Annotated in this window: 19 protein-coding genes and 1 pseudogene; 10 read left to right on the top strand and 10 right to left on the bottom strand. The window is 54.3% G+C overall.

What is annotated here, in order from left to right; translation table 11 throughout:
- The first annotated feature begins 4 nt into the window (after positions 1-4).
- The 3 genes and pseudogenes from rluA to ACHH0Z_RS11290 all read left to right on the top strand — a co-directional run bounded on the left by rluA (position 5) and on the right by ACHH0Z_RS11290 (position 4,485).
- On the top strand, positions 5-664 hold the full coding sequence (gene rluA, locus ACHH0Z_RS11300) for a bifunctional tRNA pseudouridine(32) synthase/23S rRNA pseudouridine(746) synthase RluA (RefSeq protein ID WP_008502014.1): 660 nt from the start codon (positions 5-7) through the stop codon (positions 662-664).
- 308 nt (positions 665-972) lie between these two features.
- Positions 973-1,098: pseudogene (locus ACHH0Z_RS11295) on the top strand (ESPR domain-containing protein); the annotation flags it as partial.
- Positions 1,099-1,113: 15 nt separating this feature from the next.
- Positions 1,114-4,485, top strand: coding sequence for an autotransporter outer membrane beta-barrel domain-containing protein (locus tag ACHH0Z_RS11290; protein ID WP_261307752.1), 3,372 nt, complete (start codon positions 1,114-1,116; stop codon positions 4,483-4,485).
- 60 nt (positions 4,486-4,545) lie between these two features.
- Here the strand turns inward: ACHH0Z_RS11290 and djlA are convergent, their stop codons facing one another.
- Positions 4,546-5,361, bottom strand: coding sequence for a co-chaperone DjlA (gene djlA, locus ACHH0Z_RS11285; protein WP_008502016.1), 816 nt, complete (start codon positions 5,359-5,361; stop codon positions 4,546-4,548).
- 239 nt (positions 5,362-5,600) lie between these two features.
- On the opposite strand from djlA, the gene lptD reads away from it, so the two are divergent.
- The 6 genes from lptD to apaH are packed head-to-tail and all read left to right on the top strand — an operon-like array spanning position 5,601 to position 12,354.
- Entirely contained in the window at positions 5,601-7,976 is a 2,376-nt protein-coding gene (lptD, locus tag ACHH0Z_RS11280; RefSeq protein ID WP_045406404.1) for an LPS assembly protein LptD, read from the top strand.
- 53 nt (positions 7,977-8,029) lie between these two features.
- Entirely contained in the window at positions 8,030-9,316 is a 1,287-nt protein-coding gene (surA, locus tag ACHH0Z_RS11275) for a peptidylprolyl isomerase SurA (RefSeq protein ID WP_008502018.1), read from the top strand.
- Positions 9,316-10,302: a 4-hydroxythreonine-4-phosphate dehydrogenase PdxA gene (pdxA, locus tag ACHH0Z_RS11270; protein ID WP_045406401.1), complete on the top strand. Its 987-nt coding sequence runs from the start codon at positions 9,316-9,318 to the stop codon at positions 10,300-10,302. The genes surA and pdxA overlap by 1 nt, the downstream gene beginning before the upstream one ends.
- Positions 10,299-11,120, top strand: a complete 822-nt coding sequence (gene rsmA / locus ACHH0Z_RS11265) for a 16S rRNA (adenine(1518)-N(6)/adenine(1519)-N(6))-dimethyltransferase RsmA (RefSeq protein WP_008502020.1) — start codon at positions 10,299-10,301, stop codon at positions 11,118-11,120. Before pdxA ends, rsmA begins: the two co-directional genes overlap by 4 nt.
- Positions 11,121-11,123: 3 nt before the next feature.
- Positions 11,124-11,501: a Co2+/Mg2+ efflux protein ApaG gene (apaG, locus tag ACHH0Z_RS11260; protein WP_008502021.1), complete on the top strand. Its 378-nt coding sequence runs from the start codon at positions 11,124-11,126 to the stop codon at positions 11,499-11,501.
- Between the two features lie 4 nt (positions 11,502-11,505).
- Positions 11,506-12,354 carry a bis(5'-nucleosyl)-tetraphosphatase (symmetrical) ApaH gene (apaH, locus tag ACHH0Z_RS11255; RefSeq protein ID WP_032654900.1) on the top strand — a complete coding sequence of 283 codons (849 nt, stop codon included), beginning with the start codon at positions 11,506-11,508 and terminating at the stop codon, positions 12,352-12,354.
- A gap of 41 nt (positions 12,355-12,395) precedes the next feature.
- On the opposite strand, the gene folA is transcribed toward apaH, so the two are convergent.
- From folA to kefF, 3 genes are all read right to left on the bottom strand, one after another.
- Positions 12,396-12,875, bottom strand: coding sequence for a type 3 dihydrofolate reductase (folA, locus tag ACHH0Z_RS11250; protein WP_008502023.1), 480 nt, complete (start codon positions 12,873-12,875; stop codon positions 12,396-12,398).
- Between the two features lie 114 nt (positions 12,876-12,989).
- The gene (gene kefC / locus ACHH0Z_RS11245; RefSeq protein WP_023345417.1) at positions 12,990-14,855 is read right to left on the bottom strand and encodes a glutathione-regulated potassium-efflux system protein KefC; all 1,866 of its coding nucleotides are present in this window, start codon (positions 14,853-14,855) and stop codon (positions 12,990-12,992) included.
- Positions 14,848-15,378, bottom strand: coding sequence for a glutathione-regulated potassium-efflux system oxidoreductase KefF (kefF, locus tag ACHH0Z_RS11240; protein ID WP_008502025.1), 531 nt, complete (start codon positions 15,376-15,378; stop codon positions 14,848-14,850). Before kefF ends, kefC begins: the two co-directional genes overlap by 8 nt.
- 351 nt (positions 15,379-15,729) lie before the next feature.
- Here kefF and ACHH0Z_RS11235 point away from each other — a divergent pair, with 351 nt between their 5' ends.
- Entirely contained in the window at positions 15,730-18,639 is a 2,910-nt protein-coding gene (locus tag ACHH0Z_RS11235; RefSeq protein WP_186436485.1) for an autotransporter outer membrane beta-barrel domain-containing protein, read from the top strand.
- A gap of 48 nt (positions 18,640-18,687) precedes the next feature.
- Here ACHH0Z_RS11235 and ACHH0Z_RS11230 read toward each other — a convergent pair whose 3' ends face one another.
- From ACHH0Z_RS11230 to fkpB, 6 genes are all read right to left on the bottom strand, one after another.
- Positions 18,688-18,921 (bottom strand): YgdI/YgdR family lipoprotein, encoded by a 234-nt coding sequence (locus ACHH0Z_RS11230; protein ID WP_021240552.1) that lies wholly within the window; start codon positions 18,919-18,921, stop codon positions 18,688-18,690.
- A gap of 139 nt (positions 18,922-19,060) precedes the next feature.
- The gene (gene carB / locus ACHH0Z_RS11225; protein WP_008502028.1) at positions 19,061-22,285 is read right to left on the bottom strand and encodes a carbamoyl-phosphate synthase large subunit; all 3,225 of its coding nucleotides are present in this window, start codon (positions 22,283-22,285) and stop codon (positions 19,061-19,063) included.
- A gap of 18 nt (positions 22,286-22,303) precedes the next feature.
- Complete coding sequence (gene carA, locus ACHH0Z_RS11220) at positions 22,304-23,452, bottom strand: glutamine-hydrolyzing carbamoyl-phosphate synthase small subunit (RefSeq protein ID WP_010427050.1); 1,149 nt, start codon at positions 23,450-23,452, stop codon at positions 22,304-22,306.
- A 454-nt stretch (positions 23,453-23,906) separates the two neighbouring features.
- Complete coding sequence (gene dapB, locus ACHH0Z_RS11215) at positions 23,907-24,728, bottom strand: 4-hydroxy-tetrahydrodipicolinate reductase (protein WP_023293311.1); 822 nt, start codon at positions 24,726-24,728, stop codon at positions 23,907-23,909.
- Positions 24,729-24,933: 205 nt separating this feature from the next.
- Complete coding sequence (gene ispH, locus ACHH0Z_RS11210; protein ID WP_039023911.1) at positions 24,934-25,884, bottom strand: 4-hydroxy-3-methylbut-2-enyl diphosphate reductase; 951 nt, start codon at positions 25,882-25,884, stop codon at positions 24,934-24,936.
- A gap of 1 nt (position 25,885) precedes the next feature.
- Positions 25,886-26,335 (bottom strand): FKBP-type peptidyl-prolyl cis-trans isomerase, encoded by a 450-nt coding sequence (gene fkpB, locus ACHH0Z_RS11205; protein ID WP_003856450.1) that lies wholly within the window; start codon positions 26,333-26,335, stop codon positions 25,886-25,888.
- Positions 26,336-26,432 lie beyond the last annotated feature (97 nt).

The following is a 26,432-nucleotide window of genomic DNA, read 5'->3' as shown; positions in this document are numbered from 1 at the left end:
CAAGATGGTGATGGAGCCGTACAATCCGCCGCAGGATCCCTGGCTGGTCATTCTGTATCAGGATGAACACATTATGGTGGTCAACAAGCCCAGCGGGCTGTTGTCCGTGCCGGGTCGTCTGGATGAGCACAAAGACAGCGTGATGACGCGCATTCAGCGCGATTATCCTCAGGCGGAGTCGGTCCATCGCCTGGACATGGCGACCAGCGGCGTGATTGTGGTGGCGCTGAACAAAGCGGCAGAACGCGAGCTGAAGCGCCAGTTCCGCGAGCGCGAGCCGAAGAAGCAGTATGTCGCCCGCGTCTGGGGTCACCCGGCGCAGGCGGAAGGGCTGGTGGATTTACCGCTGATCTGCGACTGGCCGAATCGGCCAAAGCAGAAGGTGTGTTATGAAACCGGCAAGGCCGCGCAAACCGAGTATGAAGTGCTTGAGTACGCGCCGGATAATACCGCGCGCGTCCTGCTTAAGCCGATTACCGGACGTTCACACCAGCTGCGCGTGCATATGCTTGCGCTGGGTCATCCGATTCTGGGCGACCGCTTTTACGCGCCGCCTGAAGCGCTGGCCTTAGCGCCACGTCTGCAGCTGCACGCGCAGACGCTTACCATCACCCATCCGGCCTTCGGTAACGCGATGACGTTTAAAGCCCCGGTCGATTTTTAAATTCCTGATGTGAATATTTACTGCCAGCTCACTGTCGACGGTAAATATTCACACAGCATATATATCTCCCCTGCTCATCTGAAAACCCGCCCAAGTTCATTCACGATAATTATCTCTTCCTTAAATAACACTCAGTATTTTTAGAAAGACTAAGGTTTGGATTAAAAAATATTAAATTGAACACGATGCAATTTATTACTGATAATCCAGCTCATTTTAAGGAAATACTAACTCTACCCTATCCAAACGGAGTTATTTTTCTACTCAACAGCCACACTTAGTTTACTCATTGATTCACAAGGAAGTGTATGAACCGTTCGTATAACATCGTCTGGAATTGCGCCAGAAATATGTACATCGTTGCCTCGGAGTTTTCAAAAGGGGACAGCAAAGTTAAATCCTGCGTACGCGCCGGAAGCGCGATCGCAACGTTTATCTTGTCAGGTGTTATGAGTACCGCACACGCCAGTGACACGACGTTTGTTGCAGTCCCGGGTAATAACACCATCAGTGGTGAATATTCAACGACGAGCCCTAATACCTCGGCGGTATCCGCCTCTGGCTCTGATGTCATCGTCACCGATAACGGCGCCTTAACGATATCCACAACCGGGGATGCAGGCATGGGGCTATCCGTGTCGAATGGAGCGAAAATCACGCTCGATGATTCGGGATCCACAATCCGCACTTCCGGGGAAGGCAGTCATGCGATAACCATTGTCGGTGATAACTCAGAAGCCATGTTGAACAACCTTACCGTTTCGACGGAAGGCGAGATCGCATCTGCCGTATTGTTTAGCTCTAATGCAAAAGGCACCATTGACGGGGGGAGCTATACGGCGACGGGAGAGGGTTCTTATGGTGTTGAGATATTGAATGGCGCAGACCTGACGATAAAAAACGCGACCATTACGACTTCCGGGTATGGCATGGCTCGGGCTATTGTTAACCGATATGCCACCCTTTCATTAGACAATGTGAATATAAACACCACGGGAGATTTTGGTAATGCAGGTATATATAACGACGGTGAATTGACCGGCTCAAACGTCACGATTACCACTACCGGAAGCCAGAGCTTTGGTATTCAAAACTATACCAACACATTTAATTTAGCGGCATCCCACGTTGAAACTTACGGTGAGCAGTCAGTTGGCATAATGAATACCGGACGCGCAGAACTCACTGACACTCATATCGTCACTCATGGGAAAAATGCTGACGCAATATCCTCTGACGGGGCAAAGAGCACATTCGTACTGAATAACGGTTCAACGATCGCGTCCGGAGAAAATTCGCGGGCAGTGGCGATGACTCACGGTGGAGCCCTTGAGGCGAACAGCACAGATATCACCAGCGAACAATCTGCTGCCATTGCCTTAGAAAGCGCCAGCAGCGCGACCGTCACCCACAGCAACGTTTCCGGTAGCAATGTCGCCTTCTCGTTCAGCGGTGGAAAAAATGTCGCTACGATTGACGGAGGGAGCATTACGGCAACCGCGTCCGGAGGAAGTGCTTTTGCGGTGGATTCCGGATCTGCCGAAATTAACGTGAAGAATGTGCAAACGATGAACGCAGACAATCTGCTCACCGTGGCCAATACCACTGATGCAGTCACCCTTCGCGCTGAAAACAGCAAGCTGTCCGGCGCCGTTAAGGCCAGCGGTGATAACGTCAGCATGACGCTGGATGCGAACAGCCAATGGCTGCTGACGGCCGATTCCAGCGTCGGTAATCTTACCAGCAGCGGACGCATCACACTCGGCGATGAAAACGGCAGTACTGGTACACTCAATGTCGGTAATCTCACCCTTCGGGCTAACAGCCAAACTGATGTCTATCTTGACGCAAACGCGACCAGTGCGCCTATTGTCGCTCAGAATGCGACGCTTGATGGCACACTAAATATTACAGGTTACGGTAGTGCCAGCACGCTTTCCGCGGATAGCGCCTTCACGGTGATTGACGCTGAAAATGCAATCAGTGGCAATTTTACCAACCTCACCGTCGCGGGCATGGCATCTGGCTCCGTTGACTTCATCACCTTTAGCGGCACCATGGACCCCGCCGACGTGACCAATTACGTCCTGACACCGTCATTAACCTGGTATGCCAGCCAGAACCCAGCGGCAACAGCGGCTCACGGCACATTCACTCTGACCAATCCTGACGGCAGCTTTACGCTGAGCACGGCGCTTGTCGATCAAAATGCCGAAGCCACGACCGGATGGGACGGAAAATCGCTGACCAAAGAGGGGCAAGGTACGCTGATCCTTAATGCCGCAAACAGTTACAGCGGCACAACGGATGTGAACCAGGGAACGCTCTGGCTGGACGAGGCTGGCGTTATCGGCGTACAAAACAGCGAGCAGGCCGTGAATGTCGCGGCAGGCGCCACGTTTGGCGGTTCCAACGGTGTGGTGAACGGCAATGTTAATAGCAAGGGTACCGTTCAGTTCAACGACACGCTAACGATCAATGGTGATCTGAGCAACGCAGGCAGCATTGTCAGCGGCAATATTGAAGGAACCAATGGTGCGACGACCGGCAACACGCTGATCGTAAACGGCGATTACACCAGCAACCAGGGTTCTGTGACGCTAAATACGCAGTTAGGCGACGACACGTCTCCAACCGATATGCTTAACATTAAGGGGAATACGTCCGGGAACACCACCCTGTACATTAACAACGTTGGTGGTCAGGGCGCACTGACCCAAAACGGTATTGAAGTGATTAAGGTCGGCGGTGAATCAAACGGCACCTTTGTTCAGGGTAATCAGGTCCAGATTAACGCCTACGAATACCGCCTGTATCAGGACTCAGGGGACTGGTATCTTCGTTCCCAGGCCACGAGTGATAATGGCGACGTAACGCCTCAGTATCGTGCCGATATCGGTTCATACCTCAGCAACCAGTGGCTGGCTCGCGATCTGCAAATGCAGACCCTGTCAGACCGAGAAGGCAGTCAGTTCAAATCGGAAAACGGCACGACATGGGCGCGTTTCAAAGCAGGTAAGAACCAGTCTACTGCGGCAGAGAGCAATATTGATATCGACAGCAACTATTCCCAGTTCCAGATTGGGGGCGATGTTGCCGCCTGGAACAACGGCGAACAAAGCCTGGTGGTCGGGGTTATGGGTAGCTATATGAACGCCAGCAGCGACAGCACTGGCAATAAAGGTGCTGACGGCAGCCGCTTTAGCGCTGACGGTAAAGTCGATGGCTATAACCTCGGAGTCTATGCAACATGGTTTGCCGATGCCCGACAGCATCAGGGTTTTTATGTCGACAGTTGGTATCAGTATGGGATGTACCACAACAGCGTAGATAACGGTGACGTTGGCTCAACGGATTACGATTCAAACGCCAACGCCGTTTCGCTGGAAACAGGCTACCGCTACGATATCGCACTCGGCGACAACACGCTGAGCCTTACGCCGCAGGCACAGGTCGTCTGGCAGGATTACAGTGCGGATGATATCAAAGACAGCAGCGGCACGACGATTGATGGGCAAAACGGCGAAAGCTGGACCACCCGTTTAGGCCTGCGCATTGACAGCAAGATGAATAAGTCGAACGACGCGGTTATCCAGCCGTTTGCGGAGGCCAACTGGCTGCATACCTCTGAAGACACGGCAGTCAACTTTGGTGACACACAGATCAAACAGGACCTTCCTGCCGATCGTGCGGAGCTGAAAGCGGGTATTCAGGCAAATATGAGCAAGCAATGGAGCGTTATTGCCCAGGTCTCCGGACAGAAAGGTGATAATGATTACAGCGATGTAAACGGTAGCCTGAACGTGCGCTACAGCTGGTAACGCTGTATAAAGGGCCTGGCAGCTCATGCTGCCAGGCCCTTCATCATTCTAAAAAGGGGCTTATTTGAAGCCTTTCTTCTCTTTAATCAGCTCGTACGCTTTCTGAATTTCCTGCGCTTTTTGCTTCGCCATCTCCATCATTTCAGGCGGTAAGCCTTTTGCAACGAGCTTGTCTGGATGGTGCTCGCTCATGAGCTTACGATAGGCACGTTTGATGGTAGTCTGATCGTCAGAGGGTTTTACGCCAAGCACGTTGCAGGCATCTTCCAGCGTCGGACCACGCTGCGCCTGCTGCCAGGCACCGCCAGAAGACTGCTGGTGATACCCGCCGCCAAACTGCGCGCCACCCTGCATCATGCGCAGGAACTGATCGAACTGCATACGGGAGATACCCAGCTCTTCCGCAATCACGTATAAAACATCGCGTTCGTTAGGGTGAAGCGAGCCGTCGGCGAAGGCCGCCTGAATCTGGATTTCCAGAAACATCCGAATTAAATCAAAACGGCCGAAGCAGATGCTGCGGAACTGGCGCATTTTTTCGCGAAGCGGGTAGTTATCGGATTTCCCGATGCGAAACGCATTTTGCGCCTCCAGGCGGGAGTCACCGTGCAGATTCATGCGATCCATAAAGACGCTGGCAATCTGAATATCGGCTTCCGTGACGCGCCCTTTGGATTTGGTTAAATGCCCCATCACCTCAAAAGTGGTGGAGAAAAAGAGTGACTGGCGCTCGCGCTGGTTGGCAAACCAGGCCATTTTACGGCTGCGCGCCTTATCAAACATATGGCCAATAATAAGCCCCAGCACTATTCCCCAGAACCCGGCACCCATGATGATGGCGAACGCAACGCCGATTATTTTACCCCAATACTGCATATACTCCCCGGATAGTCATATTCCTGGCCGACGCAACGTCATCATCACTGTGTTCAAGTCACGGTCAATTGAAGGACATCGCCTATAATTTGCTTTATCATACTCGTCATTCGATAGCGAGCCTAACACTCTGGCACGCAAACGGGCAGGATTAACGCTGGTACTGCGCAGATGAGTAAGATAGTCTCTGAGCGTTTGTAAGCCGTAGCCACTGATGACGGAACAATAAAATACAACGTATGAAAAAACGTATCCCCACCCTCCTGGCCACAATGATTGGCACCGCCCTGTACAGTCAACAGGGGCTGGCGGCCGATCTCGCCTCGCAGTGTATGCTTGGCGTCCCAAGTTATAATCGCCCACTGGTGAGTGGCGATACAAATAGCTTGCCGGTAACCATTACTGCCGACAGTTCAAAAGGGACTTACCCTGACAATGCCACCTTTACAGGCAATGTCGATATTAACCAGGGCAATAGCCGCCTGCAGGCAGATGAAGTGCAGTTGCACCAGAAGCAGCCGGAAGGTGCGGCCGAGCCGGTACGAACGGTGGATGCGCTGGGTAATGTGCACTATGACGACAATCAGGTCATCCTGAAAGGTCCGAAAGCCTGGTCAAACCTGAATACCAAAGACACTAACGTCTGGAAAGGTGATTACCAGATGGTGGGTCGCCAGGGGCGCGGTGACGCAGACCTGATGAAACAGCGCGGTGAAAACCGCTATACGATCCTGGAAAATGGCACGTTCACGTCGTGTCTGCCGGGTTCAAATACCTGGAGCGTGGTCGGGAGCGAAGTTATCCATGACCGCGAAGAGCAGGTCGCAGAGATCTGGAACGCCCGCTTCAAGGTGGGTCCGGTCCCCATATTCTACAGCCCTTATCTGCAGCTTCCCGTGGGTGACAAACGTCGCTCCGGTTTCCTGATCCCGAATGCCAAATACAGCACCACGAACTACTTTGAGTTCTACCTGCCGTATTACTGGAACATCGCGCCTAACATGGATGCGACGATCACGCCGCACTATATCCACAAGCGCGGTAACGTCATGTGGGAGAACGAATTCCGCTATCTGACTCAGGCAGGTGCGGGTCTGATGGAGCTGGATTATCTGCCGTCGGATAACGTTTACAAGGACGACGCCAGAAACGTTTCTGGTGATAACCGTCACCGCTGGCTGTACTACTGGCAGCATTCCGGGGTGATGGATCAGGTGTGGCGCTTTAATGTTGATTACACCAAAGTCAGCGATTCGGCTTATTTTAATGACTTTTCGTCCAAATACGGCTCGAGTACTGATGGCTATGCCACGCAGAAATTCAGCGTAGGCTATGCGGTGCAGAATTTTGATGCAACCGTCTCGACCAAGAAATTCCAGGTGTTTTCTGACCAGTCCACGCCTACCTATGGTGCTGAGCCACAGCTGGACGTCAACTGGTACCAGAATGACGTAGGTCCATTCGACACCCGGATTTACGCTCAGGCAGTGCATTTCGTTAACACGAATTCGGATATGCCTGAAGCCACGCGTGTTCACCTTGAGCCGACGATCAATCTGCCGTGGTCTAACGACTGGGCAAGCCTGAATACCGAAGCCAAGCTGATGGCGACTCACTATCAGCAAAAAAATCTTGATAATTACAACTCCACTAACAGTGCGCATCTCGAAGAGTCGGTCAACCGAACGCTCCCTCAGTTTAAAATGGACGGCAAGCTGATTTTCGAGCGTGATATGGCCCTGCTGGCGGATGGTTATACCCAGACGCTTGAACCGCGTATGCAGTATTTGTACGTGCCATATCGCGACCAGAGCAACATTCAGAACTACGACTCCTCTTTACTTCAGTCTGACTATAGTGGTCTGTTCCGTGACCGTACCTACGGAGGTCTGGACCGTATCGCCTCAGCGAATCAGTTAACGACCGGCGTCACAACACGTGTTTATGATGATGCAGCCGTTGAACGTTTTAACGTTTCTGTGGGTCAAATCTACTACTTCACAGAGTCTCGCACGGGCGATGACAATATTCAGTGGGAGAAAGACAACAAAACGGGAGCAATAGTTTGGGCGGGAGATACCTACTGGCGTATGACTGACCGTTGGGGCCTGCGTGGCGGCGTGCAATATGACACGCGTCTCGACAACGTTGCTAACAGTAGTGCCGCCATAGAGTATCGTCGTGATGAAGATCGCATGATTCAGGTAAGCTATCGCTACGCTAGCCCGGAATACATTCAGGCAACGCTACCGAAAAGCAATGACCAGAACAGCATCAACTACTGGAAATCACCGCAATATTCGGATGGTATTTCTCAGGTCGGTGCGGCAGCGAGTTGGCCTATCGCCGACCGTTGGTCAATCGTAGGCGCTTACTACTTTGACACTAACACCAATAAAGCTGCTGACCAGATGTTGGGGCTGCAATATAACTCCTGCTGCTACGCGCTGCGTGTCGGTTACGAACGTAAGCTTAACGGCTGGGAAAACAATCAGAGCAAATACGATAACGTGATTGGCTTTAACTTCGAGTTACGCGGCCTGAGTTCCAACTACGGTCTGGGTACGCAGAAAATGCTGCGCTCGAACATACTGCCTTACCGCAGTTCCTTGTAATGTGCTTGATTTGCAACGTAATCCGCTTTGCGGTTAATTGAAATGGAAAAAGTATGAAGAACTGGAAAACGCTGCTGCTCGGTGTCGCTATGGTTGCGAATACCAGCTTCGCGGCCCCCCAGGTTGTTGATAAAGTCGCTGCTGTGGTTAACAACGGCGTCGTGCTTGAAAGTGACGTTGACGGTCTGATGAAATCGGTGAAGCTCAATTCGGGCGAAGCGGGTCAGCAGCTTCCGGATGACGCCACGCTGCGCCACCAGATCCTGGAACGCCTGATCATGGATCAGATCGTTCTTCAGATGGGGCAGAAAATGGGTGTGAAGGTTACTGACGAGCAGCTCGATCAGGCGATCGCTAACATCGCAAAGCAGAACAATATGTCTTTAGACCAGATGCGCAGCCGTCTGGCCTATGACGGCATCAGCTACGCTACCTACCGTAACCAGATCCGGAAAGAGATGCTGATTTCGGAAGTACGTAACAACGAAGTGCGTCGCCGCGTCACTATCCTGCCTCAGGAAGTGGACGCGCTGGCAAAACAGGTGGGTAACCAGAACGATGCAAGCACAGAGCTGAACCTGAGCCACATTCTTATCCCACTGCCAGAGAACCCTACGTCCGATCAGGCTGCGGAAGCAGAAAGCCAGGCACGTTCAATTGTCGAACAGGCGCGTAACGGCGGTGACTTTGGCAAGCTGGCCATCACCTACTCCGCAGACCAACAGGCGCTGAAAGGCGGCCAGATGGGCTGGGGACGTATTCAGGAGCTGCCATCCCTCTTTGCTCAGGCACTGAGCACGGCTAAGAAAGGCGATATCGTCGGTCCAATCCGTTCAGGCGTGGGCTTCCACATTCTGAAAGTGAACGATCTGCGCGGCCAGAGCCAAAATATCTCCGTTACCGAAGTTCACGCTCGCCACATTCTGCTGAAGCCGTCACCAATCATGACTGACGATCAGGCGCGTGCGAAGCTGGAACAGATTGCGGCAGATATTAAGAGCGGTAAAACCTCGTTTGCGAAGGCAGCAAAAGAGTTCTCTCAGGATCCTGGCTCTGCTAACCAGGGTGGCGATCTGGGCTGGGCAGCGGCGGATATTTACGATCCTGCCTTCCGTGACGCGTTGATGAAGCTGAACAAAGGCCAGATCAGCGCGCCGGTACACTCTTCGTTTGGCTGGCATCTGATCGAGCTGATGGACACTCGTAACGTTGATAAAACGGATGCAGCACAGAAAGACAGAGCCTACCGCATGCTGTTTAACCGTAAGTTTTCTGAAGAAGCAGCCACCTGGATGCAGGAACAACGCGCCAGTGCTTACGTGAAAGTGCTGAGCAACTAATGAAACAGCATCGTGTTGTTATCACGCCCGGCGAACCCGCCGGGATTGGGCCTGACCTCGTTGTCCAGCTTGCCCAGCGCAGCTGGCCAGTAGAACTGGTTGTCTGCGCCGATGCAACACTGTTACAAGACCGGGCAGCGCTGCTCGGTCTGCCTTTAACGCTCATCCCTTACGTTGAAGGTCAACAGCCTGTACCGCAGCAAGCCGGTACCCTCACCCTTCTTTCTGTTCCCCTTCGTACGCCGGTCATTCCTGGCCAGCTTAGCACGGAAAACGGCCACTATGTCGTTGAAACCCTTGCGCGCGCCTGCGACGGTTGCCTGAAGGGCGAATTTGCCGCCCTGATTACCGGCCCCGTCCACAAAGGCGTCATCAACGAAGCGGGTATACCGTTTACCGGGCATACGGAGTTCTTTGAAGAGCGCTCGCACAGTCCGAAAGTGGTGATGATGCTGGCGACGGAAGAAATGCGCGTTGCGCTGGTGACCACCCATCTGCCGATCAAAGCGATTCCGGATGCGATCACGCCTGAACTCCTGCGCGAGATCATCGGGATTTTGCATCACGATCTGCAGACAAAATTTGGGATCCCGCAGCCGCATGTGCTGGTCTGCGGCCTGAATCCGCACGCCGGCGAAGGCGGGCACATGGGTACCGAAGAGATCGACACCATCATTCCGGTACTCAACGAAATGCGGGCGAAGGGGATGAATCTCAGCGGTCCGCTGCCTGCTGATACCCTTTTCCAGCCGAAATACCTGGATAATGCCGACGCCGTGCTCGCGATGTACCACGATCAGGGCCTGCCCGTGCTAAAATACCAGGGCTTTGGCCGCGGCGTGAATATCACCCTCGGTTTACCCTTTATTCGAACGTCCGTTGACCACGGTACTGCGCTGGATCTGGCAGGCCAGGGGAAGGCGGATGTCGGCAGTTTTATTACGGCGCTTAATCTCGCCATCAAAATGATTGTTAATACTCAATGACTAATCGAGTCCATCAGGGCCACTTAGCCCGTAAACGTTTCGGGCAAAACTTCCTAAACGATCAGTTCGTGATCGAAAGCATTGTCTCGGCTATTAATCCGCAAAAAGGCCAGGCGATGGTCGAAATCGGCCCGGGTCTTGCCGCGCTGACCGAACCGGTAGGCGAGCGCCTCGACGAGCTGACCGTCATCGAACTGGACCGCGATCTGGCCGCACGCCTGCAAACGCACCCGTTCCTCGGGCCGAAGCTGACCATCTATCAGCAGGACGCCATGACCATGAACTTCGGCGAACTGTCAGAAAAAATGGGTCAGCCGCTGCGCGTATTCGGCAACCTGCCGTATAACATCTCCACGCCGCTCATGTTCCACCTCTTTAGCTATACTGATGCCATTGCCGACATGCACTTCATGTTGCAAAAAGAGGTGGTTAACCGCCTGGTTGCAGGCCCGAACAGTAAAGCGTATGGTCGTTTAAGCGTGATGGCGCAATATTACTGCAACGTGATCCCGGTACTCGAAGTACCGCCGTCAGCGTTCACACCACCACCGAAAGTGGATTCAGCGGTTGTGCGCCTTGTGCCGCACAAAACGAAACCGTACCCGGTAAAAGATCTGCGTGTACTGAGCCGCATTACCACTGAAGCCTTTAACCAGCGTCGTAAAACGATCCGTAACAGCCTCAGCAATTCCTTCACCGTTGAGGTGTTAGCTGAGCTTGGGATCGACCCGGCAATGCGTGCGGAGAACATCTCCGTAGAGCAATACTGCAAGCTGGCTAATTACATCAGCGAAAATGCGCCGCCGAAGGAGAGTTAAGCCATGATTGATTCGCCCCGCGTATGTGTCCATGTACAAAGCGTCTATGTTGAATCACAGTCCTCACCGGATGAAGAACGTTTTGTCTTTGCTTACACCGTGACCATTCGCAATCTGGGGCGGACGCCCGTGCAGCTGCGCGGACGCTACTGGCTTATCACCAACGGCAATGGCCGCGAAATCGAAGTCCAGGGGGAAGGTGTGGTCGGTGAACAGCCTCATATCGCCCCTGGCGAAGAATACCAGTACACCAGCGGCGCGGTGATTGAAACGCCGATGGGTACCATGCAAGGCCATTATGAAATGGTCGACGTCGATGGCAATGATTTCCGCGTTGCCATTCCTGTGTTCCGTCTCGCCGTAACCACACTCATTCATTAATCTAATGTCTACATATCTGATTGGCGACGTTCACGGTTGCTACGATGAACTGATCGCATTATTAAAACAGGTCGACTTTACGCCAGGACAGGACACACTCTGGCTGACGGGCGATTTAGTCGCGCGTGGCCCCGGCTCCCTTGAAGTATTACGTTTCGTCAAATCGCTAGGCGACAGCGTGCGCATGGTGCTGGGCAATCACGATCTGCATCTGCTGGCGGTGTTCGCCGGGATCAGCCGCAACAAGCCTAAAGATCGCCTCACCCCGCTGCTGGATGCGCCAGATGCCGACGATCTGATTAACTGGCTGCGCCGTCAGCCGCTGCTGCAGGTCGACGAAGAGAAAAAGCTGGTCATGGCGCATGCCGGGATCACGCCACAATGGGATCTTGAGACGGCGAAAACCTGTGCGCGCGACGTTGAGGCGGTGCTGGCGAGCGACTCCTATCCTTTCTTCCTCGATGCCATGTACGGCGATATGCCGAACCACTGGAGCGAGGATCTCAGCGGTCTGGCGCGTCTGCGCTTTATTACCAACGCTTTCACCCGCATGCGTTTCTGCTTCCCGAACGGACAGCTGGACATGTATTCCAAAGAGACGCCGGAGAGCGCGCCCGCTCCGCTCAAACCGTGGTTTGCCATTCCGGGGCCGGTGACAAGTGAGTACAACGTGGTATTTGGTCACTGGGCAGCACTGGAAGGAAAAGGAACGCCGGAAGGGATCTACGGTCTGGATACCGGATGCTGCTGGGGCGGAGAGTTAACCTGCTTACGCTGGGAAGATAAAACTTACTTTGTTCAGCCGTCCAACCGACAGCTGGATTTAGGGGGAGACGAGGCGGTTGCCTCCTGATATGCACTTCCCTCTCCCGGCCGGGAGAGGGAAAAAATCACTTAACGACGTTCCAGAATCTCGAAGCAGTAGCTGTGAGAATTCTGTGCATCCGCGTCGTGGAATTCACTGAATACCGATTCCCACTCGTCCGGATCGTAGTCAGGGAAATGGGTATCCCCTTCCACTTCCGCATCAATGTGGGTCAGATACAGCTTCTGCGCTTTTGGCAGGAACTGCTCGTACACGCGCCCGCCGCCAATCACCATGATCTCTTCGGCATTGCCGCATGCAGCAATCGCCTCGTCGACTGATTTTACCCATTCGACGCGATCGTCAGTGCCCGGCTGGCTGCTGATAACGATATTTTTACGGCCCGGCAATGGACGACCAATCGACTCCCAGGTCAGGCGGCCCATCACTACCGGCTTGTTTAACGTAGTACGTTTAAACCATGCGAGATCGGCAGGCAGGTTCCACGGCATGGCATTTTCCATACCGATAACGCGGTCCACCGCCAGCGCTGCAATCAGACTGATCATTGAAAATTTCCCGGATGCAAAAAATTGCCGCCACTATACGGAAAGCTTAATCTTTCGTCGACTGGCGGCAGGGTAAAGATAAAGAAATTTTTTATTATTGCTGGCAACTCCACTTCACGCGGAAGGTTTACTCTCCGGCTCGTCAGCCGGATCCCCGGTATGCTTGCCCTCTTCCGTTCCCTGCCAGCCGTGACGCTGGATCAGCGACAGGTGATTACGGTCCTCGTTAATGATTTCCGTCAGCATCGCGCTGGTGCGTTTAAACACCGCCGCACGCTCGGTGGCCGTACTCCCGGCCATCGCCGCCATCTCTTCGACCATCTCGGTGTTAAAGCGGCGGAACAGGTCCGCACGCTCGCGCGCTTCGTACGCGCCGAGCCCCAGATTTTCCAGCGCCATGCGGCCAGATTTCAGCGCGCCTTCAAAGGTTTCACGCTCCGGTGCTTCTACCCCCGCCTGCCGCAGACGGATATAGTGATCCACATCGCGCGCGCGGGAAATGATGGTCAGATTCGGGAAATGTTCTTTCGCCATTTCCACCATCTGCATGCTGGTCTCCGGATCGTCAATGGCGTTAATCAACACCTCCGCTTTTGCCGCCCCGGCAGATTCCAGCAGATCGACGCGGGTCGCGTCGCCGTAAAACACCTTCATATCAAATTTTCGCAGGGTATCGACATGGTCGGGGTCGTGATCGAGGATAACCATTTTCACCCCGCTGGACAGCAGCAGACGGCCAACGATCTGCCCGTAGCGGCCAAATCCGGCAATAATGACGCGCGGCTGCTCTTCGTCAATTTCATCGGCTTCGCGCTCCTGCTCGCTACCCGATTTTTCCAGACGCGTCAGCACCACCAGCAGAATAGGCGTCGCGGCCATCGACAGCGCGACCGCGAGCGTCAGCGCTTTCGCCCATTCTGGGTCGAGGACGTTTGCCATCTGTGCTGCGCCAAAAACCACAAACGCAAATTCGCTCCCCTGCCCCAGCAGAACCGCAAACCAGCTGCGCTGCTTATTCGGCACCTTCAGCGGACGCGCAATCAGCCACAGCATCGCCATTTTAATGATCAGGAAGCCAACCAGCAGGATGACGATCCGCAGCGGGTGCGTCACCAGCGTGCCGAAGTCGACGGACATCCCCACGCCGATGAAAAACAGCCCCAGCAGCAAGCCTTTAAACGGCTCGATATCGCTTTCCAGCGCGTGACGGTATTCAGAACTCGCCAGCAGAACGCCTGCGAGGAACGCCCCCATCGCCATCGACAGCCCGGCTTCCTCCAGCAGCAAACCAAAGCCAAACACCAGGAACAGCGCCACGGCGCTGAACACTTCGCGAAGGCCCGAGCGGGCAACGAACCGCAGCAGCGGACGGGTGACGTAGCGACCAAGCAGCACCACCAGCGCCAGCGCCCCTACCACTTTTAATGCCGACAGCGCAAACGCCCCCAGCGTCGTGGCGGAACCGCTGGCCGCCAGCAGTGGGATCATCGCCACCAGCGGGATAGCGGCTATGTCCTGGAACAGCAGCACCGAGAACGCGCTGCGTCCCATCTGGGAGACCGTCAGATTGCGCTCGTTCATGGCCTGCATGGCAATGGCGGTCGAGGAGAGCGCCAGCGTCATGCCGATAAGCTCTGCCACTTTCCAGTCCATGCCCAGCAGGATGCAGAACCCACCCAGCAGCAGGCCGCAGGCCACCATCTGCAGCGCCCCGCCGCCAAACACCGAGGCGCGAAGCTTCCACAGGCGCTGCGGATCGAGTTCCAGACCAATCACAAAGAGCATCAGCACAACGCCGATTTCAGCGAAATGGAGGATTGCCTCTGCATCCGTCACAAGTCGAAAGCCCCACGGCCCAATGACGCAGCCCGCAATCAGATAGCCGAGAACAGAGCCCAGTCCCAGGCGAACCGCCACGGGCACAATCAGCGCCGCCGCGCCGAGGTATATCAGCGCCTGTATCAGCGTATGGCTATCCATGGTGCGCCTCCTGCCACTCAAGTAAGCGTTGTTTATAATGGCGCGCCTGCGCCTGCAGCGTTTCATCGTCGCAGACAAAGGTGCAGTGCATCGCAAAAGGCGGGAGCCAGTTCAGCCCGCAATAAAGTGCGGTCGCCTGCAGTGGCTGTGCCAGAACCTCAAACCCCGGGAAGGAACCAATATCAAAGTGGCTTTCCCCTCCACCCGTGGTGACCGCCCACATCAGGCTTTTCCCCTTTAGCGCATGGCCGTTGTGGCCGTAAGCCCAGCCGTGGGAGAAGACTTTATCAATCCACAATTTCAGGAGTGGGGGCGTGCTGTACCACTGCATGGGATGCTGCCAGACGATCAGATCGGCACGGGAGAGCGCCTCCTGTTCGGCGGCAATATCGATGTTGAAATCGGGATAGAGTTGATAGAGAGAACGTATCTCGACGTTTTCAAGCGTCCTTACCTGCTCAAGCATCCGCTTATTCGCATGCGAGTGCTGCGGATAGGGGTGCGCGTAAATTATGAGTATCATCAAATGGCCTGTCTTCTTCTCTTCTTGTAGCAGTGAGTGTAGACAGTTAACCCGCCCGGTGAAAGGGGCGCAGCAGCCATGAAAAGGAAAGCGCAGCTATTGGTAATCATCATTCGTTGGACGATTTTTCCTCTCCAAAAAATCCAGGATGTGAATATCTCACTTCAATCCATATAGGAATGAGATATTTTAAGAAAATCTAAAATAATTATTTAATAAATCGATCTATACATAAAACATTGAAAAAATAATAATTTTACGCTCTTTGTAGCGAGCTCATTCTTTTTCTCCGCATACTGACGTGATTTTAATACGTCGTATCGCGCCTTTCTAATTCAAATGGATGTGTAAATGAGCAACAAACATTTCAGACTCAATAAAACGACTAAAACTCTGGGAAGTCTCTTTCCTGCCCTATTGTTATTCACCCCCGCCGTCGCTTTTGCCAGCACGATTGACCAATCAACCTCAATTCCACAAAACTTCTCCACCGACGCTGAATACGTCATTAATAAAGACGTTACGATAACCTCTTCCGGGAATGAAGCTGCCGTGTCGGTCAATGGGATTGATGTTTCAAACGTTGAAAATATGGGAAATATTTCTGGTTACGGGAATGGACTTGATATTAGCACTGGAGCACAACGTTTAGTAGTGAATAACGAGGAAGGGGCGACAATTTCCTCTACTTCAGCGACAGGTGTTAATATTGATACCATGCAAGGGGACCTGATTAACAAAGGGAATATTACTGCGGCTGAAAATGGTGTTTTCGTCAGTAAAAACTCATCTGCTGTCAGTATTTCCAATACCGCTACCGGTCTTATTAAAGGCAAATCAGGTCTTAATGCTGAAGTAGGTGTTGCCATTAATAACGCTGGCACCATCAAGGGTACAGAAGTTGACGGTATTACCCTGAGCGATGGCAATATTAAGCTCACGAACACGGGTACCGTAGAGGGCCTTCAGCACGGAATCAACGTAACGAATACCGCTAAAGTCGACATCATAAACAGTGGTTCAATCGGTGGCGGCAATACGGCAATCTCCTTTGCCAGTAATAAAAATAATACGCTGGTACTCAATACCGGCTCCTCGCTCAACGGTGATGTGATCTCTACCGGCTCAACGGGAAATAGCCTCACGCTGGTTGGTGCCGGAATAGAAGACAGCAATTTTGTTGGCCTGAATAAGGGAGACGGTTTTGCCTCTGTCAAAATGGAGGGTGAAAGCTGGACGCTGACGGGTGATCTCGACGTGATCGGTTCTGGCGATTCCCTTCAGGTTAACAGCGGTGATTTAACGCTGGCGGGAACCGTCTCTAATAGCGGCAATACGCTGGTTACTAAAGATGCCTCTCTACAATTAGGCAATGGCCAAAAAACAGCTTCGCTCAGTGGCGGCCTGAAAAACAACGGTACGGTAATATTTAATCAGGGCAACAATTCCACTTTCGCCACCGATATGACCGGTAGCGGCAAGGTTGAGAAAGTAGATTCACACACCCTGACCCTCACCGGCAAGAACAGCTACACGGGCGATACTGTTCTGCACGGCGGCACCACCCTGGTCGCTAATGGTGCTACGCTCGGCGTAAAGAACAGTAACGCCACCGTCACCGTTGAAAATGGCGCTACGTTTGCTACTGCGGGTGAAGTGAACAATAACATTCATGTTCTGGCGGGCGGTACGCTGGCGGCATGGAATGCAGTCCAGGGTAACGCCACGCTCAGCGCTGCCGCCGTTGATACTATCAACGGCAACGTGGCTAATGGCGGCAAACTGTTGCTCAGCGCCGCCAATAACAGCGTTGGCAACAATTTCACCATTAACGGCGACTATACCGGCTCCGCGGGCAGCCAGATCGTGTTAAACAGTACGCTCGGTGAGGATAATGCACCAACCGACCATCTCACCATCACCGGGAGCAGCTTTGGCCAATCCGGGGTCAGCGTCAGCAACATGGGGGGGCTGGGCGCGCAAACCGTAAACGGGATGGAAATTGTCAGAGTTGGCGGCAGTTCAGAAGCTCAGCTCACCCTGGCAAAACCGGTTGTTGCGGGTGCGTATGAGTATAATCTTTATCAGCACGGCGACGGAAACTGGTATCTGGAATCGAAGGCAACGCCATCAGACATTCCGGCAGACGATACCGATACCGACAACGGCAATAATACCGACAACGGTGGTAATACCGACAACGGCAGTAACACCGACAATGGCGGTAATACCGACAATGGCGGTAATACCGACAACGGCAGTAACACCGACAACGGCAGTAACACTGACAACGGTGGTAACACCGACAACGGCAGCAATAGCGGTCCCGAAGTCATGGCTCCTGAGGTCGGCGCTTACTTAGGTAACTACCTTGCCGCGCAGAGCATGTTCCTGCACAAGCGTGACGATCGCGATCAGATCACCTTCCGTAACGAGGAAGATCTCAACACCTGGATGTACGTCAAAGGCCGCTACCATGAAAACAATGCGGGCGGTGACAAAGTTAGCTATGACACCACCACCACTGTCCTTCAGGTAGGCAGCGACTTCATGAGTAAGCCAATGGACAACGGCATCCTGCGTGCGGGTGGCATGTTCGGGGCAGGCCAGGCGAAGACCCACTCTGATGCAAAACACAACGTACGTGATGCGCAGGGCAAAGTGGATGGCTTTAACGTCGGCCTGTATGCAACCTGGCAGGAAGATCAGAAGCTGCGTCTGGGCAGCTACGTTGATACCTGGGCCGCCTATAGCTGGTACAACAATAAAGTGACCAGCAACCGTAATGATGAAGATTACGACAGTGAAGGCTTCGCGGCATCCGTCGAAGTGGGCCATGCATGGGTGATTGATTCAGAAAATGAGCGCACCTGGAAAATCGAACCTCAGGCGCAGGTTATCTACAGCTATCTGGATCAGGAAAACCATACCGATCGCGACGGCGTGCGGATTACCACGCTGGACAACGACGGTCTGTTTGGTCGTCTGGGCGTCAAATCAAGCTACTTCGAACAGAAAGACGTGAAAGCCTGGCAGCCGTACGTTGCCGTGAACTGGCTGAAAGGCGCAGGTCAGAACGATCTGGCGTTTAACGGCGAGGCCGTCAGCAACGATACGCCGGAAGATCGTGGTCAGTTAGAGCTGGGCGTCACCGGCAACCTGAACGAAACCACGACGCTCTCCCTGCGCGCCAGCGGCGAGTGGGGTGAGAACAGCTATGCTGCTTATGGCGGTCATATCCTGCTGAATCACCGCTGGTAATCGTTCCTGAAAGACTAAAAGCCGTGGCAAACGCCACGGCTTTTTTTATTAGTTATCCAGCTCGCCCATTGATTTCACCTGATCGCGGTTGATCTGCTCGGTCTGACCCGTTTCCGCATTTTTATACGACACCAGACCGGTATCGTCATCGACCTGCGGTTTTCCGTCGGTGACAATGGTTTTGCCATCGGTGGTTTTCACTGCCTGGTTAGAGGAACAGCCCGCGACGGTAAACGTTGCAGTGGCGGCAAGAAGGGTGGCGATCAGTAATTTATTTTGCATGGTGTTTTCCCCTGCTCTCAGTTGAATTTCGTTATCGACCTAACAATTTTAGGCTAACTGACTGAAAGAGGATGAAAAACCAGAAGGTTCTGAAGATGGGGTGAATGCCCGGCACCCGAACGGCACCGGGCATTTTTACTTACTTGCTAATCTGCGCGTGCATTTCCTGAACCGAAATCACCTTCTCGGTAGCATCCGCGTTCAGCGCCATGGCCGTTGCGAAACCGCCGTTCAGGGTGGTGTCGTAGTGCACTTTGTACTGCAGCGCGCTGCGGCGAATCAGCTTGGAGTCTTCGATCGCCTGGCGGCCTGCGGTGGTGTTGATGATGTAGGTGTATTCGCCATTCTTGATACGATCCTGAATGTGCGGACGACCTTCATGCACCTTGTTCACCAGACGCGGGTTGATGCCCGCTTCGCCCAGCACAATTGCCGTACCGTGGGTCGCGTCCAGCTCAAAGCCCTGCTTCAGCAGCTTGGCCGCAAGGTCAACCACGCGCTCTTTATCGCCTTCGCGAACGGAGAGCAGCGCACGGCCCGATTTTCTCATGGTTGAGCTGCTGCCCAGCTGCGCCTTGGCAAACGCTTCTGCGAAGGTACGGCCCACGCCCATCACTTCCCCGGTTGAGCGCATTTCTGGCCCTAACAGCGGGTCAACGCCCGGGAATTTGTTGAACGGCAGCACCACTTCTTTCACCGAGTAGTACGGTGGAATGATCTCTTTGGTCACGCCCTGCTGTGCCAGCGTCTGGCCTGCCATTACGCGCGCCGCCACTTTCGCCAGCGGAATACCGGTGGCTTTAGAGACGAACGGGACGGTACGTGCCGCACGCGGGTTGACTTCAATCAGGTAAACTTCGTTATCTTTCACCGCGAACTGGACGTTCATCAGGCCGCGAACCTGCAGCTCGAAGGCCAGCTTCTGCACCTGCTGGCGCATCACGTCCTGAATCTCCTGGCTCAGGGTGTACGCTGGCAGAGAACAGGCGGAGTCACCGGAGTGTACACCCGCCTGCTCGATATGCTCCATGATGCCGCCAATCAGCACCATTTCGCCGTCGCAGATGGCGTCAACGTCCACTTCTACCGCATCGTCGAGGAAGCGGTCGAGCAGCACTGGCGCATCGTTGGAGACGCTCACCGCCGTCTGGAAGTAGCGACGCAGGTCGGCTTCGTCGTAGACGATTTCCATCGCGCGGCCGCCCAGGACGTAGGAAGGACGCACCACCAGCGGGTAGCCAATCTCTTTCGCCTTCTCTACGGCCTGTTCGATGGCCGTCACCGTGGCGTTCGCCGGCTGTTTCAGCTTCAGACGGTCAACCGCCTGCTGGAAACGTTCACGGTCTTCCGCGCGGTCAATCGCATCCGGGCTGGTACCGATAACCGGCACGCCTGCCGCTTCCAGCGCGCGCGCCAGCTTCAGCGGAGTCTGGCCACCGTACTGCACGATAACGCCTTTTGGCTTCTCGATGCGCACGATTTCCAGCACGTCTTCCAGCGTCACCGGCTCGAAGTAGAGGCGGTCAGAGGTGTCGTAGTCGGTGGAGACGGTTTCCGGGTTACAGTTGACCATGATGGTCTCGTAACCGTCTTCACGCAGCGCCAGCGAGGCGTGTACGCAGCAGTAGTCGAACTCGATGCCCTGGCCGATACGGTTTGGACCGCCGCCCAGCACCATAATCTTGTCGCGGTCAACTGACGGATTCGCTTCGCACTCGTCTTCATAGGTGGAGTACATGTACGCGGTGTCGGTAGAAAACTCTGCCGCACAGGTGTCGACGCGCTTGTACACCGGGTGCAGGTCATACTGGTCGCGCAGCTTGCGGATTTCCGCTTCGCGCACGCCCGCCAGCTTAGCCAGACGCGCGTCGGCGAAGCCTTTACGCTTCAGCATGCGCAGGAAGTCTGCGTCCAGGCCGTTGATGCCCAGCTCTGCCACTTTCTCTTCCAGACGCACCAGCTCTTCAATCTGTACCAGGAACCAGCGGTCGATGTTGGTCAGGTTGAACACGCCGTCGACGGACAGGCCGGCACGGAAGGCATCGGCGATGTACCAGATGCGCTCCGCACCCGCGTCTTTCAGCTCGCGGCGGATTTTGGTCAGCGCTTCAGGGTCGTCCAGGCTCACTTTCGGGTCAAAGCCGGTCGCGCCCACTTCGAGGCCGCGCAGCGCTTTCTGCAGGGATTCCTGCTGCGTGCGGCCAATCGCCATCACTTCACCGACGGATTTCATCTGGGTGGTCAGACGGTCGTTCGCGCCTGCGAATTTCTCGAAGTTAAAGCGAGGAATTTTAGTCACAACGTAGTCGATGGACGGCTCGAAGGACGCAGGGGTGCGGCCACCGGTGATGTCGTTCATCAGCTCGTCGAGGGTATAACCCACCGCCAGTTTCGCCGCCACTTTCGCAATCGGGAAGCCGGTCGCTTTAGAGGCCAGCGCGGAGGAACGGGACACGCGCGGGTTCATTTCGATAACAATCAGACGGCCGGTTTTCGGGTTCACGGAGAACTGCACGTTAGAACCGCCGGTTTCCACGCCGATTTCACGCAGTACCGCCATCGAGGCGTTACGCATGATTTGGTACTCTTTGTCGGTCAGCGTCTGGGCTGGCGCAACGGTGATGGAGTCGCCGGTGTGGATACCCATCGCATCGAAGTTTTCGATGGAGCAGACGATGATGCAGTTGTCGTTTTTATCACGCACCACTTCCATCTCGTACTCTTTCCAGCCAATCAGCGATTCATCAATCAGCAGCTCTTTGGTTGGGGAAAGATCCAGACCGCGTTCGCAAATCTCTTCGAATTCTTCGCGGTTGTAGGCAATACCGCCGCCGGTGCCGCCCATGGTGAACGATGGACGGATGATGCACGGATAGCCCACCTCAGCCGCAACGGCCAACGCCTCTTCCATGTTGTGTGCGATACCGGAACGCGCGGTGTCGAGGCCGATTTTCTTCATCGCCACGTCGAAGCGGCGACGGTCTTCGGCTTTATCAATCGCGTCGGCGGTGGCACCAATCATAGTGACGCCGAATTCGGCCAGTACGCCCTGACGCTCCAGCTCCAGCGCGCAGTTCAGCGCCGTCTGGCCGCCCATGGTCGGCAGCACCGCGTCCGGGCGCTCTTTTTCGATGATTTTACGTACCACTTCCCAGTGAATCGGCTCGATGTAGGTTGCATCAGCCATTTCCGGGTCGGTCATGATGGTGGCCGGGTTAGAGTTCACCAGGATGACGCGGTAGCCCTCTTCACGCAGGGCTTTACACGCCTGCGCGCCGGAGTAGTCGAATTCGCAGGCCTGGCCGATAACGATCGGGCCAGCGCCAAGGATCAGGATGCTTTTTATGTCTGTACGTTTTGGCATTGTCTTCTCGGCTCCTGATTATTTAGCGGTCTTACGGTATTGCTCGATAAGTTCGATGAAGTGATCGAACAGCGGCGCGGCGTCGTGTGGGCCCGGGCTCGCTTCCGGGTGGCCCTGGAAGCTGAACGCTGGCTTATCGGTACGATGAATCCCCTGCAGGGTGCCATCGAACAGCGACTTATGGGTCACGCGCAGGTTAGCCGGCATTGAGGCTTCATCGACGGCAAAGCCGTGGTTTTGCGCGGTGATCATCACCGTGTTGTTATCGATGTCTTTCACCGGGTGATTACCACCGTGGTGGCCGAACTTCATCTTGACGGTGTTCGCACCGCTCGCCAGCGCCAGCAGCTGATGGCCGAGGCAGATGCCGAATACCGGGATATCGGTTTCCAGGAAGGACTTGATGGCGGCGATGGCGTAATCGCACGGCGCCGGGTCACCAGGACCGTTGGACAGGAAAATACCGTCCGGATTCATCTTCAATACGTCTTCGGCAGACGTTTGTGCAGGCACTACCGTCAGGCGGCAGCCGCGGTCAACCAGCATGCGCAGGATGTTGCGCTTGGCGCCAAAATCGTAGGCCACCACGTGGAACGGCAGCTCGCTCTCTTTTTTCGCTTCCGGCAGGTCGCCTTCCAGCGTCCAGCTACCCTGAGTCCAGCTGTAGGCTTCAGCGGTAGTCACTTCTTTCGCCAGGTCCATGCCGTTCAGGCCCGGGAAAGCTTTCGCTTTTTCCAGCGCCAGCGTCGCATCGAGGTTATCACCTGCGATGATGCAGCCGTTCTGTGCACCCTTCTCGCGCAGCAGACGCGTTAACTTACGGGTATCGATATCGGCAATCGCCACGATGTTATGGCGCTTCAGGTAAGAAGAGAGATCTTCAGTGTTGCGGAAGTTGCTGGCAATCAGCGGCAGGTCACGAATGACAAGGCCTTGCGCATGTACCTGAGAAGATTCTTCGTCAGCCGCATTGGTGCCGACATTGCCGATATGAGGATAAGTAAGAGTAACGATTTGGCGAGAATAGGAAGGATCAGTGAGGATTTCTTGATAACCGGTCATTGAAGTATTGAAAACGACTTCCCCAACCGCCGAACCCGTTGCCCCTATGGCCCGACCGATAAACTGGGTTCCGTCTTCCAGAACCAATAGCGCTGACTTAATCAAAACACCCTCCAGAGAATATTCACTCACTTTATTTGCATATTAATTCATAACCATGTCATGGATCAATGCAAATGTGTTGCCAGCGGATTTTTGGCAAACGGCGGCATTCTGGAGATTTGGTGGGTAAAAGTCAACTTAAAACCGACATTTTGTTTAGTCTTTTGCGTATCTGACGAGGTGAGTGAAGCTTAAGCGACAAAAAGATCAGGTAAATCACTACGGAAAACGCTTGCGCGCTGGGTTTAATGAAAAATGAGTCGACGCAGCATCAAAAAGTGGACCAAATGGTCAAAATTTACATTTCTGTAACGAGAATCAAGAGAAACAGCTATACTTTCAAGGCTAAGTGAACAAAGTAATCACGAAACAGATAAAATAAAAGGGCAATAAATTATTGCCCTATGCAATCAAGTAATTACGACTGCAATAACCACATCACGATGGGTAATAATGCTTACAAATTGTTGAGATCCAGCACATCTCTCATATCAAAAAGACCATTTTTCTTCTCTTTCAACCACAAAGCGGATCGAACGGCACCATTGGCAAACGTCATTCGGCTGGACGCTTTATGCGTAATTTCGACGCGCTCGCCAATATCGGCGAACATCGCGGTATGTTCGCCGACGATGTCACCCGCCCGGACGGTTGCGAAACCAATGGTGCCTGGCACGCGCTCCCCGGTGTGGCCTTCGCGGGCATAGACCGCACAGTCTTTTAAATCTTTATCAAGTGCATGAGCAATCGCTTCGCCCATCGCCAGCGCCGTGCCGGATGGCGCATCAACCTTATAGCGGTGGTGAGCTTCAACAATCTCAATATCGGTGTAGTTGCCCATCACCTTCGCGGCCTTCTCCAGCAGCTTCAGCATGACGTTAACGCCCACGCTAAAGTTTGCGGCGAAGACGATCGCAATCTCTTTGGATGCATCCTGGATAGCCTGCTTGCCCGCATCGTCAAAACCGGTGGTGCCGATCACCATCCCCTTGCCGTGCTGGCGGCAAAATGCCAGATGCGCGAGCGTCCCTTCCGGGCGGGTAAAATCGATGAAGACATCGAAGTCCTCTTTAACCGCCTCCAGGCTGCTTTGTACGGTTACGCCGGTCTTTCCCGCGCCCGCCAGCTCACCAGCATCGGTCCCCAGAAGTGATGAACCGTCACGCTCCAGCGCCGCGCCAAGTGCTACGCCATCCATCTGAAGTGCCGCCTGAATCAGCTGACGGCCCATACGTCCACCCGCGCCCGCAATGGCGACACGGATCTGTGCATCATGCATAGTTATTCTCTTACGTTAAAATGATGTAAACCGTTTTCAGATTAACCAGCCTTTCTGAGCACTGCCAACTGAAAACACCAATAATTAGAATTTAACGTGAAACCGACTTAAATATCAGTAAAAGACATGATTTTGTCGTCACGATAAAGTAACGGGTAAAAAAAAGGCCAGCACAGGAGGTGCTGGCCTTTCATCAGAAAAGGGACTATTCGACTTCGCGGGCGTCGATGCGCAGTTCTTTCGGCACTTCGAAAACAATGTTCTCTTCACGTCCTTCCAGCGGCACCGCTTCGCCGCCGCCCAGCTCCTGCAGGCGGGAAATGACGTTTTGTACCAGAATATCCGGCGCGGACGCCCCGGCCGTCACGCCAACGCAGGCCGCGTCTTTAACCCACGCTTCCTGAATATCCGTGGCATCGTCGATCAGGAACGCCGCCTTCCCCATTCGCTGTGCCAGTTCAGCCAGACGGTTGGAGTTGGAGGAGTTCTTAGAGCCGACCACCAGCACCACGTCCGCCTGTTCAGCCAGCGCGCGCACCGCTTCCTGACGATTGGTGGTGGCGTAGCAGATGTCATCCTTGCGCGGCCCGACGATTTTCGGGAAGCGCTGACGCAGGGCGTCAATCACGTCTGAGGTATCGTCGACGGAGAGCGTCGTCTGGGTCATAAACGACAGACGGGATTCGTTCTTCACGTTCAGCGTCAGGACATCTTCCGGCGACTCTACCAGATACATTCCCCCTTCCGGGTTGCTGTACTGGCCCATGGTGCCCTCGACTTCCGGGTGGCCAGCATGGCCAATCAGGATCGACTCTTCACCACGGCGGCTGGCGCGTGCCACTTCCATATGCACCTTGGTCACCAACGGGCAGGTGGCATCGAAGACGGTCAGATCGCGACTTTTCGCTTCGTTACGGACCGCCTGAGAGACGCCGTGCGCGGAGAAAATCAGGATCGCACCGTCCGGCACTTCGCTGATCTGCTCGATAAAGATGGCACCGCGATCGCGCAGGCTGTCGACCACGTAGCGGTTATGCACCACTTCGTGACGCACATAAATCGGCGCGCCGTAAATCTCCAGCGCGTTTTCAACAATGCTGATAGCGCGGTCTACACCGGCGCAGAAGCCGCGCGGGTTAGCCAACAGGATCTGCATTTCAAGCCTCCAGTGCCGGATCGATTTCCAGCACTTCAACATCAAAATGAACGGTACGCCCGGCAAGCGGATGGTTGAAGTCAACGGTAATCGAGTCACCGTTGATTTCGCGGATCACGCCAGGCATTTCGCTGCCGTCCATAGCGGTAAAGAGCATAATTGCCCCGATCTCCGGTTCACCCGCGTCCATAAACTCACGACGGGAGAAGTACTGGATCAGATCCGGGCTTGGCACGCCAAACGCGGCATCCGGCTCCAGCGAAAAGGCTTTTTTTTCACCCTCTTTCAGACCGAGAAGCTGCTGCTCAAGACCTTCAGACAGGGAGGTATCGCCAAGACGAAACAGGGCCGGTTTGCCGTTGTTGCGGGTGGATTCGGCCGTGGAGCCGTCATCCAGCTTCAGCGTAAAGTGAACGAGAACCGCGCTGTTGCTCTGTACGGATTTAGACATACACAATGCTCTTTAATGTTGTCTCGCCTGTGTGCCGGGTGGCGCTGCGCTTACCCGGCCTACAAGTGTCGGCATATTCGGTAGGCCGGGTAAGCGT

The sequence above is a fragment of the Enterobacter cloacae complex sp. 2024EL-00227 genome (genome assembly GCF_043945315.1).
GTDB classification, from domain to species: Bacteria; Pseudomonadota; Gammaproteobacteria; order Enterobacterales; family Enterobacteriaceae; genus Enterobacter; species Enterobacter roggenkampii.
Note: the sequence above shows the minus strand (reverse complement) of the source record. Positions and strands in the feature narration are given on the sequence as shown.

Bases quoted from the DNA above. Each gene is read 5' to 3' on its own strand.
- rluA (WP_008502014.1), top strand. From the start codon at position 5: ATGGTGATGGAGCCGTACAATCCGCCGCAGGATCCCTGGCTGGTCATT.
- ACHH0Z_RS11290 (WP_261307752.1), top strand. From the start codon at position 1,114: ATGAGTACCGCACACGCCAGTGACACGACGTTTGTTGCAGTCCCGGGT.
- djlA (WP_008502016.1), bottom strand. From the start codon at position 5,361: ATGCAGTATTGGGGTAAAATAATCGGCGTTGCGTTCGCCATCATCATG.
- lptD (WP_045406404.1), top strand. From the start codon at position 5,601: ATGAAAAAACGTATCCCCACCCTCCTGGCCACAATGATTGGCACCGCC.
- surA (WP_008502018.1), top strand. From the start codon at position 8,030: ATGAAGAACTGGAAAACGCTGCTGCTCGGTGTCGCTATGGTTGCGAAT.
- pdxA (WP_045406401.1), top strand. From the start codon at position 9,316: ATGAAACAGCATCGTGTTGTTATCACGCCCGGCGAACCCGCCGGGATT.
- rsmA (WP_008502020.1), top strand. From the start codon at position 10,299: ATGACTAATCGAGTCCATCAGGGCCACTTAGCCCGTAAACGTTTCGGG.
- apaG (WP_008502021.1), top strand. From the start codon at position 11,124: ATGATTGATTCGCCCCGCGTATGTGTCCATGTACAAAGCGTCTATGTT.
- apaH (WP_032654900.1), top strand. From the start codon at position 11,506: ATGTCTACATATCTGATTGGCGACGTTCACGGTTGCTACGATGAACTG.
- folA (WP_008502023.1), bottom strand. From the start codon at position 12,875: ATGATCAGTCTGATTGCAGCGCTGGCGGTGGACCGCGTTATCGGTATG.
- kefC (WP_023345417.1), bottom strand. From the start codon at position 14,855: ATGGATAGCCATACGCTGATACAGGCGCTGATATACCTCGGCGCGGCG.
- kefF (WP_008502025.1), bottom strand. From the start codon at position 15,378: ATGATACTCATAATTTACGCGCACCCCTATCCGCAGCACTCGCATGCG.
- ACHH0Z_RS11235 (WP_186436485.1), top strand. From the start codon at position 15,730: ATGAGCAACAAACATTTCAGACTCAATAAAACGACTAAAACTCTGGGA.
- ACHH0Z_RS11230 (WP_021240552.1), bottom strand. From the start codon at position 18,921: ATGCAAAATAAATTACTGATCGCCACCCTTCTTGCCGCCACTGCAACG.
- carB (WP_008502028.1), bottom strand. From the start codon at position 22,285: ATGCCAAAACGTACAGACATAAAAAGCATCCTGATCCTTGGCGCTGGC.
- dapB (WP_023293311.1), bottom strand. From the start codon at position 24,728: ATGCATGATGCACAGATCCGTGTCGCCATTGCGGGCGCGGGTGGACGT.
- ispH (WP_039023911.1), bottom strand. From the start codon at position 25,884: ATGCAGATCCTGTTGGCTAACCCGCGCGGCTTCTGCGCCGGTGTAGAC.
- fkpB (WP_003856450.1), bottom strand. From the start codon at position 26,335: ATGTCTAAATCCGTACAGAGCAACAGCGCGGTTCTCGTTCACTTTACG.